The organism is Verrucosispora sp. WMMD703 (assembly GCF_049178935.1).
Taxonomy (GTDB): Bacteria; Actinomycetota; Actinomycetes; order Mycobacteriales; family Micromonosporaceae; genus Micromonospora; species Micromonospora sediminimaris.
The window spans coordinates 3605778-3619339 of record NZ_JBMHMM010000004.1 but is presented as its reverse complement, the minus strand read 5'-3'; the positions used below and the strand labels follow the sequence as shown (position 1 = coordinate 3619339).

15 protein-coding genes and 1 riboswitch are annotated in these 13562 nt (G+C 70.1%); all 15 genes read left to right on the top strand.

Going from position 1 to position 13562, the window contains the following annotated elements; genetic code table 11:
• Positions 1–35: 35 nt before the first annotated feature.
• A complete protein-coding gene (locus tag ACN26Z_RS17105; protein WP_421462241.1) occupies positions 36–512 on the top strand; it encodes a MarR family winged helix-turn-helix transcriptional regulator in 477 nt (158 codons plus the stop codon).
• Positions 513–784: 272 nt separating this feature from the next.
• On the top strand, positions 785–1423 hold the full coding sequence (locus ACN26Z_RS17100; RefSeq protein ID WP_421462239.1) for a CDP-alcohol phosphatidyltransferase family protein: 639 nt from the start codon (positions 785–787) through the stop codon (positions 1421–1423).
• Entirely contained in the window at positions 1420–2334 is a 915-nt protein-coding gene (locus tag ACN26Z_RS17095) for a DUF881 domain-containing protein (RefSeq protein WP_282238429.1), read from the top strand. The genes ACN26Z_RS17100 and ACN26Z_RS17095 overlap by 4 nt, the downstream gene beginning before the upstream one ends.
• Entirely contained in the window at positions 2331–2663 is a 333-nt protein-coding gene (locus ACN26Z_RS17090; RefSeq protein ID WP_093402419.1) for a small basic family protein, read from the top strand. Before ACN26Z_RS17095 ends, ACN26Z_RS17090 begins: the two co-directional genes overlap by 4 nt.
• A 9-nt stretch (positions 2664–2672) precedes the next feature.
• A complete protein-coding gene (locus ACN26Z_RS17085; protein ID WP_421462236.1) occupies positions 2673–3596 on the top strand; it encodes a DUF881 domain-containing protein in 924 nt (307 codons plus the stop codon).
• 56 nt (positions 3597–3652) lie between these two features.
• Positions 3653–4033: a glycine cleavage system protein GcvH gene (gcvH, locus tag ACN26Z_RS17080; protein ID WP_093402500.1), complete on the top strand. Its 381-nt coding sequence runs from the start codon at positions 3653–3655 to the stop codon at positions 4031–4033.
• A 218-nt stretch (positions 4034–4251) separates the two neighbouring features.
• The gene (odhI, locus tag ACN26Z_RS17075; protein WP_093402417.1) at positions 4252–4704 is read left to right on the top strand and encodes an oxoglutarate dehydrogenase inhibitor Odhl; all 453 of its coding nucleotides are present in this window, start codon (positions 4252–4254) and stop codon (positions 4702–4704) included.
• Positions 4705–4754: 50 nt separating this feature from the next.
• On the top strand, positions 4755–5456 hold the full coding sequence (locus tag ACN26Z_RS17070) for a MerR family transcriptional regulator (RefSeq protein WP_281562901.1): 702 nt from the start codon (positions 4755–4757) through the stop codon (positions 5454–5456).
• Positions 5457–5629: 173 nt separating this feature from the next.
• Entirely contained in the window at positions 5630–6094 is a 465-nt protein-coding gene (locus tag ACN26Z_RS17065; protein WP_204037358.1) for a bifunctional nuclease family protein, read from the top strand.
• Positions 6095–6293: 199 nt separating this feature from the next.
• A complete protein-coding gene (locus tag ACN26Z_RS17060) occupies positions 6294–6890 on the top strand; it encodes a MerR family transcriptional regulator (protein ID WP_421462232.1) in 597 nt (198 codons plus the stop codon).
• A 313-nt stretch (positions 6891–7203) separates the two neighbouring features.
• Positions 7204–7602, top strand: a complete 399-nt coding sequence (locus tag ACN26Z_RS17055) for a group I truncated hemoglobin (RefSeq protein ID WP_093402414.1) — start codon at positions 7204–7206, stop codon at positions 7600–7602.
• Positions 7603–7604: 2 nt separating this feature from the next.
• Complete coding sequence (locus ACN26Z_RS17050; protein WP_421462230.1) at positions 7605–8783, top strand: globin domain-containing protein; 1179 nt, start codon at positions 7605–7607, stop codon at positions 8781–8783.
• The gene (locus tag ACN26Z_RS17045; RefSeq protein ID WP_275415471.1) at positions 8780–9502 is read left to right on the top strand and encodes a DivIVA domain-containing protein; all 723 of its coding nucleotides are present in this window, start codon (positions 8780–8782) and stop codon (positions 9500–9502) included. The genes ACN26Z_RS17050 and ACN26Z_RS17045 overlap by 4 nt, the downstream gene beginning before the upstream one ends.
• A gap of 110 nt (positions 9503–9612) precedes the next feature.
• A complete protein-coding gene (locus ACN26Z_RS17040) occupies positions 9613–10494 on the top strand; it encodes an NAD-dependent protein deacetylase (protein ID WP_421462228.1) in 882 nt (293 codons plus the stop codon).
• 66 nt (positions 10495–10560) lie between these two features.
• A riboswitch (glycine riboswitch) is annotated at positions 10561–10659 on the top strand.
• 77 nt (positions 10660–10736) lie between these two features.
• Positions 10737–13559 (top strand): aminomethyl-transferring glycine dehydrogenase, encoded by a 2823-nt coding sequence (gene gcvP, locus ACN26Z_RS17035; RefSeq protein WP_421462226.1) that lies wholly within the window; start codon positions 10737–10739, stop codon positions 13557–13559.
• Positions 13560–13562: the final 3 nt, after the last annotated feature.

Sequence of the window (13562 nt, the reverse complement as noted above, 5' to 3'; positions counted from 1 at the left end):
TGCAGGACCAGCGGGACAATCGCAGGGGACATCGCGTGGAGCGACCGGATCTCACCGCGGCGATCGACGCGGCCGCCGAGACGCTTGTGGGCGTGCTCGACTCGGCCGTTTCCCGGCACCGCCTCTCGGTGTCGCCGACCCAGCTGCGCGTGCTGTCCCTGCTGAGTATCCGCCCGGAGATCAACGTCAACGGGCTGGCCGCGCTGCTGGACGTGGTCCCCTCCTCGGCCAGTCGGCTCTGTGACCGGCTGGAGGCAATCGGGTTGGTGCGCCGAACGGCCGACCCGCGCGACCGTCGGGAGGTGCGCCTCGTCCCGACGGCGGCGGCCGAGGTGCTGTTGGCCGAGGTGCGATCACGCCGGCACGAGGCGGTGCGGGCCGTGCTCGAACGGATGCCGGCCCGAGGGCGGCAGGACCTGCTCGGGGCGCTGGTGGCGTTCGGGCAGGCGGCCACGATGTCGTCGAGTGGCGCGAGCGCCACTGTCCCCAGCACGGGAATCCACCTCGACTAGTGTCCTAGGATGCCTTACACGCAGTGACACCCATCACAATGGCAGCAACCAGCCATCGGCACGGACCCGCTGGGCAGCGAAACCACGGCAGCAGCCCGCTATAGTGGCAGCGCATTCGACCGGCCCGTGATCATCGACGATGGACGGCGGGTCAGGGGACGGATCCCGGCAGGGGATCACAGGGGGCGCCGGCAGCAGCCGGCTGGACACGCGTACGACGCCGAACGGCGGACCTGGTCCGCGGTGCCCGAGCGCGTCGCGGAGGAGGTTCGGTGTCGGGTCGGGCGGCTCGGGAGGAGCAACCGCAGGCCCGCGACGATGGCCGGGGACCGAACGACCGGGTGCTCACCTGGCCGAATCTGATCAGCTTCGTCCGCCTGCTGGGTGTTCCCCTCTTCCTCTTTCTGTTCCTGGTGGTGCGCGCCGACGCTGCCGCAATCGTGGTGTTGGCCGTCGGTGGCACCAGCGACTGGGTGGACGGCTGGATCGCCCGGCGGCTGGGGCAGGTCAGCCGGCTTGGCGAGTTGCTCGACCCGCTCGCCGACCGGCTCTACATCCTCGCCACCCTTGTCGCGTTCACCGCCCGCGAAGTGGTGCCGTGGCAGTTCACCGCCGCGCTGTTGGCGCGGGAGGTGCTGCTGCTGGGCTCGCTCGGGGTGCTGCGGCGGCACGGCTACGGGCCGCCGCCGGTGCATTACGTCGGTAAGACGGCTACCTTCCTGCTGCTGGCTGCCTTTCCGATCCTGCTGCTGGCCGCGGTGGTGCCGGCGGCCGCAGCGGTGGCCGGCACGATCGGCTGGGCGTTGGCGTGGTGGGGGCTGGTGCTCTACTGGGTCGCTGGCGCGCTGTACGTGATTCAGGCCCGGCAGTTGGTTCGTGCGGTACGCGGTCGGCAGGGAGCGGCGGCATGAGTGACGATCAGAGCCGGCGTGGGCCGAGGGCCTTCACCCCGGATTTCCTCACCGAGTTGTTCCGTAACCCGTTGGATCCGGGCTACGCCGACGCGGCGGCCCGGCGGGCAGAGACCGGCCGGCCAGCGCGGTCGGGCTGGTCGGTGGGGCCGGTCGGCCTGGTGGTGATCGTGCTGCTCGGCTTCCTGTTCGCGGTGGCCTACCGGCAGACCATGGCCGAGGAGCCGGGGCGTGCGCAGGCCCGGTCCGGCCTGGTGGCGCAGATCAAGCAGCGGCAGGGTGAGACCGACGCCTTGTCGACCCGGGCCGAGGAACTGCGCGAGGAGGTCAACCGGCAGCGGGAGGCCGCGTTGGGTGGTTCCCGCGCGGCCCGGTTGCGGGAGCTGGAGGCGAGTACCGGCCTGGGGCGGGTGCGCGGTGACGGTGTGGTGGTGGAGTTGGCGGACGCGCCAGGTGGCCAGGATGCGCTCGGCGGTGCCGATGCCGGTCCCGCCCAGGTGATTTACCTCGACCTGCAGAGCGTGGCGAACGATCTGTGGGGTGCCGGCGCCGAGGCGATCGCCATCAATGGGCAGCGGTTGACGTCGACGTCGACGATCCGTTCCGCGGGTCAGGCGATCCTGGTGGACTTCCGTCCGGTGACCGGGCCGTACGAGGTGAGCGCGATCGGACCGGGTGGCATGCGGGAGCGGTACGAGGCCAGCGGTAGCGCGTTGACGATGCGCCAGGTGGCGAAGGTGACGGGTCTGTCGTTCGCGGTGCGCGACGCCGATGACCTCACGCTGCCGGCTGCTCCGGAGCCGCGGCTACGCTACGCGGAGCCCGCGGTGAGTCCGAGTGTGTCGTCGTCGGGCGGTGACGAGTCGTCCGGCTCGGGTACGTCCCCCAGTCCCTCCGGAGGTGGTCGATGATCGCGGTGCTGGCCCTGTTGGCCGGGGTGCTGCTCGGGCTGTGGCTTGATCCCACGGTGCCGGCGGCGTTGCAGCCGTACCTGCCGATCGCGGTGGTGGCCGCGTTGGACGCGGTGTTCGGTGGGGTGCGGGCGAAGCTGGACCGCATCTTCGACGACAAGCAGTTCGTGGTGTCGTTCATCTCGAACGTGCTGGTGGCTGCGTTGATCGTGTATCTGGGTGACCAGTTGGGGGTGGGCGGTCAGTTGTCCACCGGTGTGGTGGTCGTGTTGGGGGTTCGTATCTTCGGCAACGTGGCGGCGATCCGCCGGCACCTGTTCCGGGCGTAGGTTTGTGGCGTGAGTGACGAGCACACGCAGACGGGTACGGGGTGGCCGCAGCCGGCGGAGCCGACGCGGCCGGATGGCCCGGCGGGGGAGCCGGATCCGCGTCCGGAGGCGCCGGATCCGGACGAGTTGAGTCCGTTGTCGCCGCAGGAGCGCCCGTCGGTAGAGGACGAGGATTCGTCCGCGACGCCGGCGGAGGGGGTTGCCGCGGCGGGCCCGGCTGCGGTGGTGTCGCCGTGGCGACGGTTCAGCTCGGCGGCGGTGATGATCGTTGTGTTGCTGGGGCTGCTGGGGTTCACCCTGGCCGTGCAGTTGAAGATGACGTCGACGGATTCGTCGTTGGCGGCGGCGCGGCAGGAGGATCTGGTTCGGATCCTGTACGACCTGGAGGCGCGGGAGATCCGGTTGCGGCAGGACATCACCGCGTTGGAGGAGAGTCAGCGGCAGTTGCGTTCGGGTGAGCAGGGGCGTCAGGCCGCGTTGGAGGAGGCGACCCGGCGGGCGGACGAGTTGGGCATCCTCGCGGGTACGTTGCCGGCGCGGGGCCCGGGTCTGACGGTGCGGTTCCAGGCGGGGGCGAAGCCGATCTCGGCGGTGCGGGTGCTGGATGCGGTGCAGGAGTTGCGGGGTGCCGGGGCGGAGGCGATGCAGATCTCCGGTGGTGACCAGGCGACGGTGCGGATCGTGGCGTCGACGTATTTCCTCAACGGGGAGAACGGGGCGTTGATCGTGGACGGGCGTCCGTTGACGGGGCCGTTCACCATCACGGTGCTGGGTGACCCGGCGACGATGCGTACGGCGCTCAACATTCCTGGTGGGGTGGTGGCGTCGGTGGCTGGCGACGGCGGTAACGTGATCGTTGAGGAGCGTGAGGTTGCCGAGGTGTCGGCGCTGCACGTGCCCCGCCCGCTGGAACATGCCCGTCCGGTCTCCTGAAGGTCGGCGGGCCGGCACCGGTTGGTCCGGTGTCGCGATGGATGAGGACGCTGCTGGTGATTCCTGAGGATCTGCGTTACACCGCCGAGCATGAGTGGGTGGCCGTCGCGGACGGTGGGGCCGTCCGGGTGGGCATCACTCATTTCGCGCAGGATGCGCTCGGTGACATCGTGTATGTGCAGTTGCCGGAGGCGGGTGCGACGGTGGCGGCCGGTGAGTCGCTGGGTGAGATCGAGTCGACCAAGAGCGTGTCGGAGTTGTACGCGCCGGTGGCCGGTACGGTGTCGGCGCGTAACGAGGCGTTGGTCGACACCCCCGAGGTGATCAACAGTGATCCGTACGGTGCGGGTTGGTTGGTGGAGATCACTGCGGCGGATGCGGCGGCGGTGGATGGTCTGTTGAGTGCGGCCGCGTATCGCGAGTTGACCGAGAGCTGAGCTTTTTGCTGTGCGGGCGGGGCGGTGTCTGCCGCGCGTCCGGTTGCCCTGTTTTTCGGCGCTGGCTAGGCTCGCCCAGTCGACCGAGAACCCATTAGTTGAGCGTCGCGGACAGCCTTTCGGGGCACGGAGAGCCAGCCGCCGGGTGGATGAGAGCCCGGCGGCCAGACCCGCCGTCACCCGACGCCGACCGAAACAGATTCCGTGAGGTGGTCCCCATGACTCGCCCAGGCGACGAGTTCCCCCCGCTCGACGTCACGTCGACGCTCAATCTCGGTTCGCTCGAGGAAGCGCTGGAGGGGCCGGACACCGATGTGGTGCCGAGCCGGATGTCCGGTTCGCTGCCGCCGGGGATGGCGCTGCTGGTGGTCCGGCGGGGGCCGAACGCGGGTGCCCGGTTCCTGTTGGATCACGATGTGACGACCAGTGGGCGGCATCCGGACAGTGACATTTTCCTCGACGATGTGACGGTGTCGCGTCGGCACGCGGAGTTCCACCGGGATGGTGGGACGTTCACGGTGCGGGACGTGGGCAGTTTGAACGGCACGTACGTGAACCGGGAGCGGGTCGAGGCGGCGACCTTGAGCAACGGTGACGAGGTGCAGATCGGCAAGTTCCGGGTGGTGTTCATCGCCGGTCCGCGCCCGGAGGGTGAGGCCGGCCGGGGGTGAACGAGCCTGCGGCCTCCAGGCCGTCCGGGGTGGGTGGCGCCCCGCCGTTGATGAGTATCGGCGAGGTGCTGGCCCAGTTGCGGGCGGATTTTCCGGACGTGACGATTTCGAAGTTGCGGTTTCTTGAGGCTGAGGGCCTGGTGGAGCCGCAGCGTACGGCGGCGGGTTACCGGAAGTACGGCTGGGACGATGTGGCGCGGCTGCGGTTCGTGCTGACGGCGCAGCGGGATCAGTATCTGCCGTTGCGGGTGATCCGTGAGCAGTTGGCGCGGTGGGACGCCGATGGTGAGGTGCCGGAGGGGTCGCGTCCGGCGTTGGTTGCTGTGGGCCCTGATGGTGAGGTGCCGGGTCGTGGTGCGGCGGCGTCGGTCGAGTCGGCGCAGGTCCGGTTGGATCGTGCCGAGTTGGTGGCGCGTAGTGGGCTGGACGAGTCGACGTTGGGTGAGTTGGAGCGGCTCGGGTTGGTGGTGTCGGATCCGCCGGGGTGGTATGACGGCGACGCGTTGATCATTGCGCGGGCGGTGGCGGGTCTGGCTGCGTACGGGTTCCAGCCGCGGCATCTGCGGGGTTATCGGACGGCGGCGGATCGCGAGGTCGGTTTGTTCGCGCAGTTGGTTGCGCCGTTGGTGCGGCAGAGTGATCCGGCGGCGCGGGCGCGGGCGGCGGAGACGGCGCGGGAGTTGGTGGCGTTGTCTCAGCAGTTGCATGCGGCGTTGGTGCGGGTGGGGTTGCGTTCGACGTTGGGTCGGTGAGGTGCGTGTGCGTACTGATCGGCTGGTTGGTGAGTGGCGTAGGCTTGCGGGGGTAACCCCTCTTCTGGCGCGGGCGTGGGTGCGTGCAGCGCATGAGACGGCCGTGTCGCGGTCCGTGTACCGTGCAGAGAAGGGCGCGGTGCGGCGTAGGTGACAACGACACGGAGGCGGCGGTGCGCGAGCTGAGCGTGGTCGGGGTTCGGGTGGAGTTGCCCAGTAACCAGCCGATCGTCCTGCTCAGGGAGGTCGAGGGGGACCGCTATCTGCCGATCTGGATCGGCGCGGTCGAGGCGACGGCGATCGCTTATGAGCAGCAGGGTGTCAAGCCGGCGCGTCCGCTGACCCATGATCTTCTGCGGGATGTGTTGGCGGCGTTGAAGGCGCCGTTGCGGGCGGTGGAGATCACCGAGCTGAAGGAGAACGTGTTCTTCGCTGATCTGTTGATCGGTGATGGGGTGCGGGTTTCGGCTCGGCCGAGTGATTCGATCGCTCTGGCGTTGCGGGTGGGTGCGCCGATTCGTTGTGCGGAGCAGGTCCTCACTGAGGCGGGGATCGTGATTCCCGACGAGCAGGAGGACGAGGTGGAGAAGTTCCGGGAGTTCCTGGAGCAGGTTCGCCCGGAGGATTTCGCCGGCTGAGTGTTCGGCCCTGCCGATGGCGGTGGGAAGGCCGTGTGGGCGATGACTGTCGGTGATGGTGATGGTCATCGCTGTCGATGCGCGGCGTGTCGCGACGGTTTCTCCGTGGTAACTCCTGATGGTCGCTATAGGGTTGCCGTGTCGAGGGGTGCACGTCCCGGAAGCGGCGTGGCACCGCACTGACGGGGAGGTTGTCGGGATGTACGAGCCGCGGGATTCCGATCAGGGTGCGGTGTCGGGTGAGCCGGGTGGGATGCCCGGGTCGGCAACTGACGGTGACGGTGCGGTGGGGTACCGGGGTGTGACGGCCTGCCATGCGGTGGGGATCAGCTACCGCCAGTTGGATTACTGGGCGCGTACGGCTCTGGTGGTGCCGAGTGTGCGGGACGCGTCGGGTTCCGGTACGCAGCGGTTGTACTCGTTTCGCGACCTGGTGGTGTTGAAGGTGGTGAAGCGGCTGCTGGACGCCGGGGTGTCGTTGCAGAACATCCGCAAGGCGATCGAGGCGTTGCGGTCGCGTGGGGTGGCGGACCTGGCCGGCATCACGTTGATCTCCGATGGGACGACGGTGTACGAGTGTCGTTCGCCGGAGGAGGTGGTCGACCTGTTGCAGGGCGGCCAGGGGGTGTTCGGCATCGCTATCGGTGGCGCGTTCAAGGAGATCCAGGGTTCGCTGTCGCATCTGCCGGCGGAGCCGGCGGCGGTGTCGGTGGAGCGGGGGGCGCCGGAGGTTGCCGAGGGTGGTGCGGTGGGCGACGAGTTGGCCGCACGGCGGGCCCGGCGGCGGGCGGGTTAGTCGTTCCACTGTGTCGTCGTGCGCTCGGGCGCGCCGCTGGTGACGTTCGGCCGCTGGCAGGCCACCGGGCCTGGTTGATCACGTTGGGTGTGGGTCCGGTTGTCCCGGGGTGACGGTCCGGGGTGAGATTTGTGACTCTTCGTGTCTGGTTGTGGTCGGGATTCCGATGGGCCGGCGGTGACGGGGCGGACGCGGCACGCTATCGTCCGACACGGTCTGCTGGCTGCCGCTGCCGTGGGGTGGTTCCGGTGTCGGCGGGTCGTCGTTGCGCGCGTTGACACCGCGCGTCCCCTCACGACGGAAGGAAACAACCGTGACGGTTACCGAGGAGACCGCTCCGGTCTCGCACTACGAGCGCATCGGCGGTGCGGCTTCGGTGAAGGCCGCTGTCGAGCTGTTCTACGACCGGGTGCTCGCCGATCCGGAGCTTGCCGGTTACTTCGCCGAGGTGGACATGGCGGGTCAGCGCCGGCACCTGGCGTTGATGCTGACGGTGGTGCTCGGTGGTCCGAACGAGTACACCGGCCGGGATCTGGCGTCGGCGCATCAGCCGTTGAACATTCCGGTGGCGCACTACGTCATGGTTGGTGAGCATCTGACGGCGACGTTGACGCAGCTGGGTGTGCCGGGTGACATCATCGCCGACGTGCAGGCGGTGCTGGCGCAGGTGCAGGACCAGGTGGTGGCCGGCGGGGACCAGGCGGGCGCCTGAGCGTGGACGTGCCCCGGCTCAAGCAGAGCTGGTCGCTGGTGGCCGCGCACGGCGACCAGGTGCCGCTCTACTTCTATTCGACGCTGTTCCTGGCGTATCCGGAGACCCGGCAGATGTTCCCGACGAACATGGCGGGTCAGCGGGATCGGCTGGTGAACGCGCTCGGTCACATCGTGTCCCAGGTGGACCAGGTGGACCGGCTGGTGGGTTTCCTGCAGGATCTCGGCGTCGACCACCGCAAGTTCGCGGTGCGGGCGGAGCATTACCCGGCGGTGGGGGAGGCGTTGCTGGCGACGTTGCGGCATTTTCTCGCCGACCAGTGGACCGACGAGTTGGCGCAGGACTGGGCGGCGGCGTACGGGCTGGTGGCGCAGGTGATGTCCGAGGCGGCGCAGGCCGCTGAGGCGGTGAGTCCACCCTGGTGGGCGGCGGAGGTGGTGGGGCACGAGCGGCGGGCGTTCGACGTGGCGGTGCTGACGTTGCGTCCGCAGTATCTGTTGCCGTTCACCGCGGGTCAGTCGATCGGGGTGTCGCATCCGGCGGTGCGGTCGTGGCGGTACTACTCGCCGGCTAACGCGCCGCGCGCGGACGGCACTGTCGAGTTGCATGTCCGGGCGGCGCCGGGCGGGGCGGTGTCGTCGCGGCTGGTGTACGGGTGTGCGGTGGGTGACCAGTTGCATCTGGCCGCTCCGGTGGGTGACGGGTTGACGTTGCGTCCGGCGGGTTCGGCGGATCTGCTGCTGCTGGCCGGTGGTACCGGTTGGGCTCCGCTGAAGGCGTTGGTGGAGCAGGTGGCGGCGGAGGGTTCCCGGCGTCGGGTCGACGTGTACGTGGGGGCGCGTTCGCGCAGCGAGTTCTACGACGGTGACGCGTTGGAGAAGTTGGCCGCCTCGTACGCCTGGTTGTCGGTGACGCAGGTGGTGGGGTTGGACCTGAACCGGCCGGGGGAGTTCGTGTATCCGGTGGATCGGGCGCTGGCCGACGGTGACTGGCGGTCCCGGCATGTGTACGTGTGTGGTTCCGACGACATGGTGTCGCACACGGTGGCGACCCTGACCCGGTCCGGTTTCCATGCCGGGCAGGTGCATCACGAGGGTCTGGGTAGGCACTGGTACGGCCCCTCGTGGCGGACGGCGGTGGGAGGCCCCGCTGTCTCTGACGATTCCGGAGGTGCCCGGTGAGTGAGCCTCGTGGCCGGGAGTGGCAGGCCGGTGCGGTGAGTGGAACCCCGGTCGGCAGGTACGACGGTGCGCAGGTCGCCGGTGGTGTGCAGGTGCGGATGACCGCCGACCGGGTGCGCCGGTGGGAGTTCGGGTCGTCGTCGTTCGGGCGTCGCGGCTACGACCAGAACGACGTGGACCGGTTCCGGGTGCAGGTGGCCGATGAGTTGGATCTGCTGTCGACGCAGGTGGCGAATCTGCGGGCGGAGAACGAGCGGCTCAACGACCATGTGGAGTTGCACCGGCACGGGGTGATTCCGAGTTCGGAGCCGACGGCGAAGGTGCCGGCGGCCAAGGAGGTGAATCTGCTTTCGGCGGCGCAGCGGGAGGCCGAGCAGATCATCGCCCAGGCGCACGACTATGCGCGGCGGGTCGCCGAGTACGCCCGTACCCAGTACGAGAGCTATGTGCGGGCGGCGGTGGAGGAGGCCCGTCAGGAGGCGGAGCGGGCGGTGCAGGACTACCACGTGGCGGCGGGTCCGACGTTCGACGACGGGGTGGCGGCGCGGGAGGCCCTGCGGATCTACGGCGAGATGATGATCTCGCACATGCAGGCGGCGGCGCGGCATCTGGACGACGGCAGTGAGCAGCTGTCGCGGACCATGGAGCGGATCGGGGCGCAGCCGGCGGCGGCCGGTGCGGCGGCGGCCCGGTCGTTGCCTCGGCATCAGCAGCGCTGACGCGAGCCCGTCTGGCGGTGCCCCGCTCACCGTGGGCGCCACCGGCGGCGGTGAACCGCCGCCGCCGGTGGCGTTCGTCGGCGGCGGTGGTGCTGGGGCACGATGGGTGGGTGCAGCAGCTGATCGAGCCGTTGGCGGGGCTGGTGGCCGCCGGTGGGGTGGTGGTGCTCAGCGGTGCCGGGTTGTCCACCGAGTCGGGCATTCCCGACTATCGGGGGCCCAGTGGTGTCGCGCGCCGGCACACTCCGATGACGTATCAGACGTTTCTCGCCGACGCGGTGGCGCGGCGGCGGTACTGGGCGCGCAGTCACCTGGGGTGGCGGTTGATCGCCGGGGCGGCACCCAACGACGGGCACCGGGCGGTGGCCCGCCTGCAGCAGAGCGGGCTGGTGACGGGGATCATCACGCAGAACGTCGACGGGTTGCACTCGGCGGCCGGTAGCCGGGACGTGACGGAGTTGCACGGTCGGCTCGACGAGGTGGTCTGTCTGGGGTGTCGACGCCGTACGTCGCGGGCGGAGTTGGACGGGCGGCTGCGGGCGGCCAATCCCGGGTTCATCGGGCAGGCCGCCGCGGTCAACCCGGACGGTGATGTTGATCTCGCTGACGCGCAGGTGGCGACGTTCCGGACGGTCGACTGCGTGGCCTGCGGCGGGCTGCTCAAGCCGGATGTGGTCTTCTTCGGCGAGACGGTGCCGGCGGATCGGGTGCAGTCGTGTTTCGCGATGGTGGAGCAGGCCCGGCTGCTGCTGGTGCTGGGGTCGTCGTTGACGGTGATGTCGGGTCGCCGGTTCGTGTTGCGGGCGGCGAAGCGGGACGTGCCGGTGGTGATCGTCAACCAGGGGCCGACCCGCGGTGACGAGTACGCGTGCCTGCGGGTGGAGGCGCCGTTGGGGCGGCTGTTGCCGGCGTTGGCGGACCGGCTGCTCGGTGCCGGGCCGGCGGTGGGGTCGGCGGCGTTGCCGGGGGTGCCGAGTCCAGTCGGCGGGTGAGCGGCGGGCAGGTCAGGGGCTTCGGTGCGGGCCGTCGGGCCCGCTGGTAGCGTTGATCGCGCCGGTAGCACCGACGTGGGAGAGACCGCCTGGCGACAGCCGGGGCGGCGCCGAAGGGGCAAATCCTCCCCGGAACCTCTCAGGCAGAAGGACCACGTCGGGTCAGGCACTGTGGAGCGCCCGCGGGGTGTGACAGAGGGGGAGGGCCGACCTGTCGACCCCCGCCCCTCGCAGGAGCGCCCATGACCGCCGAGCAGTTCGCCGATCGTCACATCGGTCCCGGCCCCGACGACGAGCGCCGCATGTTGGACGCCGTCGGGTACGCCTCGATCGACGAGTTGATGGACGCGGCGATTCCCGAGGTGATCCGCTGGCACGGCCGGCTGGACCTGCCGCCACCGGCCAGCGAGCACGAGGCGCTGGCGGAGTTGCGGGCCTTGGCGGCCCGTAACACGGTCGCCGTCTCCATGATCGGGTTGGGGTATCACGGCACCCACACCCCGGCGGTGATCCGCCGCAACGTGTTGGAGAATCCGGCCTGGTACACGGCGTACACGCCGTATCAGCCGGAGATCAGCCAGGGTCGGCTGGAGGCGCTGCTGAACTTTCAGACCATGGTGTCGGATCTGACCGGTCTGGCGACGGCGAACGCGTCGATGCTCGACGAGGGCACCGCGGCGGCGGAGGCGATGACCCTGGCGCGGCGGGCGTCGAAGAGCGGCAGCCGGGTGTACGTGGTCGACGCCGACGCCCTGCCGCAGACCATCGCGGTGATCGCCGGGCGGGCCGAGCCGCTCGGTATCGAGGTTCGGGTGCTGGACCTGGCCGTCGAGCCGTTGCCGGCGGAGTTCTTCGGGGTGCACCTGCAGTATCCGGGAGCGTCCGGGGCGGTGCGGGACCACGCCCCACTGGTCGAGGCCGCGCACGCGGTCGGGGCGTTGGTGACGGTGGCGGCGGACCTGTTGGCGTTGACGCTGCTGCGGCCGCCGGGGGAGATCGGCGCGGACATCGCCGCCGGCACCACCCAGCGGTTCGGGGTGCCGATGGGTTTCGGTGGGCCGCACGCCGGCTACCTGGCGGTGCGGGCGGGTCTGGAACGGATGCTGCCGGGTCGGCTGGTCGGGGTGTCCCGGGACGCGGCCGGCGCGGCCGCATACCGGTTGGCGTTGCAGACCCGTGAGCAGCACATCCGCCGGGAGAAGGCGACCAGCAACATCTGCACCGCGCAGGTGCTGCTGGCCGTGATGGCCGGCATGTACGCCGTGTACCACGGTCCGGACGGGCTGCGGGAGATCGCGGCCCGTACCCATCGGATGGCGGCCCGGTTGGCCGCAGGGTTGCGGGCCGGTGGGGTCGAGGTGGCCGACGTCGCGTTCTTCGACACGGTGACGGCGCGGGTGCCGGGTCGGGCCGGGCAGGTGGTCGCCGAGGCGCAGCGGCGTGGGGTGAATCTGCGGCTGGTCGACGCCGACCGGGTCGGTGTGTCCTGCGACGAGACCACCACGGCCGAGCAGGTGGCATTGGTGTGGGCGGCGTTCGGTGTCGACGGCGTGGCCGGTGAGGTGCCCGAGATGTTGCCGGCCGCGTTGGCCCGCACCAGTGACTTCCTCACCCATCCGGTGTTCCGTACCCACCGGTCGGAGACGGCGATGCTGCGGTACCTGCGTCGGCTGGCGGATTTCGACTACGCCCTGGACCGGGGCATGATCCCGTTGGGGTCGTGCACGATGAAGCTGAACGCCACCGCCGAGATGGAGCCGGTGAGCTGGGCCGAGTTCGCGAACATCCACCCGTTGGCTCCGGTGGAGCAGACCGCCGGCTACCGGGAGCTGATCGGCCAGTTGGAGGGGTGGCTGGCCGAGGTCACCGGCTACGACGCGGTGAGTGTGCAGCCCAACGCCGGTTCGCAGGGCGAGCTGGCGGGGCTGTTGGCGATCCGCGCGTGGCATCACAGCCGAGGTGAGCAGCACCGCGACGTGTGCCTGATCCCGTCGTCGGCGCACGGCACCAACGCGGCCAGCGCCGTGATGGCGGGGATGCGGGTGGTCGTGGTCGGCTGCGACGCCGACGGCAACGTCGACCTGGTCGACCTGGACGCCAAGATCGACGCGCATCGGGACACCCTCGCGGCGATCATGGTGACGTATCCGTCGACGCACGGGGTGTACGAGACGGGTATCGCGTCGTTGTGCGCGAAGGTGCACGACGCCGGTGGGCAGGTGTACGTCGACGGTGCGAACCTCAACGCGCTTGTCGGGTTCGCCCGGCCGGGCCGGTTCGGTGCGGACGTGTCGCACCTGAACCTGCACAAGACGTTCTGCATTCCGCACGGCGGTGGTGGGCCGGGGGTGGGTCCGGTGGCGGTGCGGGCGCACCTGGCGCCGTTCCTGCCGGCTGATCCGGCCGGTGCGCCGGTGCCGGGGCGGCCGGCGATCGCGGCGGCCCGGTACGGGTCGGCGGGGATCCTGCCGATCCCGTGGGCGTACCTGCGGATGATGGGCGCCGACGGCCTGGTGCGGGCGACGGGGGTGGCGGTGCTGGCGGCCAACTACGTGGCGGCGCGGCTGCGGGAGCACTTCCCGGTGCTGTACGCGGGCAACAAGGGCCTGGTCGCGCACGAGTGCATCCTGGATCTGCGGCCGGTGACGAAGGCGACCGGGGTGAGTGTCGACGATGTGGCCAAGCGGCTCATCGACTACGGATTCCACGCGCCGACGATGTCGTTCCCGGTGGCGGGGACGTTGATGGTGGAGCCGACCGAGAGTGAGGACCTGGCCGAGCTGGACCGGTTCTGCGACGCGATGATCGCCATCCGGGCGGAGATCGACAAGGTGGGTTCGGGTGCCTGGCCGACCGGGGACAACCCGCTCGCCAACGCGCCGCACACGGCGGAGATGGTCGGCGGTGACGACTGGCCGCACCCGTACCCAAGGTCGGTGGGCGCGTGGCCGGCGGGGGTGGAGCGGGCGGGGAAGTACTGGCCGCCGGTGCGTCGGGTCGACGGCGGGTACGGCGACCGGAACTTGGTCTGCTCGTGCCCGTCACCGCAGGCGTACGAGAGCTGACCG

Excerpts from the sequence above, each read along its gene's own strand:
- ACN26Z_RS17095 (WP_282238429.1), top strand. The coding sequence starts at position 1,420 with ATGAGTGACGATCAGAGCCGGCGTGGGCCGAGGGCCTTCACCCCGGAT.
- ACN26Z_RS17090 (WP_093402419.1), top strand. The coding sequence starts at position 2,331 with ATGATCGCGGTGCTGGCCCTGTTGGCCGGGGTGCTGCTCGGGCTGTGG.
- odhI (WP_093402417.1), top strand. The coding sequence starts at position 4,252 with ATGACTCGCCCAGGCGACGAGTTCCCCCCGCTCGACGTCACGTCGACG.
- ACN26Z_RS17070 (WP_281562901.1), top strand. The coding sequence starts at position 4,755 with ATGAGTATCGGCGAGGTGCTGGCCCAGTTGCGGGCGGATTTTCCGGAC.
- ACN26Z_RS17060 (WP_421462232.1), top strand. The coding sequence starts at position 6,294 with ATGTACGAGCCGCGGGATTCCGATCAGGGTGCGGTGTCGGGTGAGCCG.
- gcvP (WP_421462226.1), top strand. The coding sequence starts at position 10,737 with ATGACCGCCGAGCAGTTCGCCGATCGTCACATCGGTCCCGGCCCCGAC.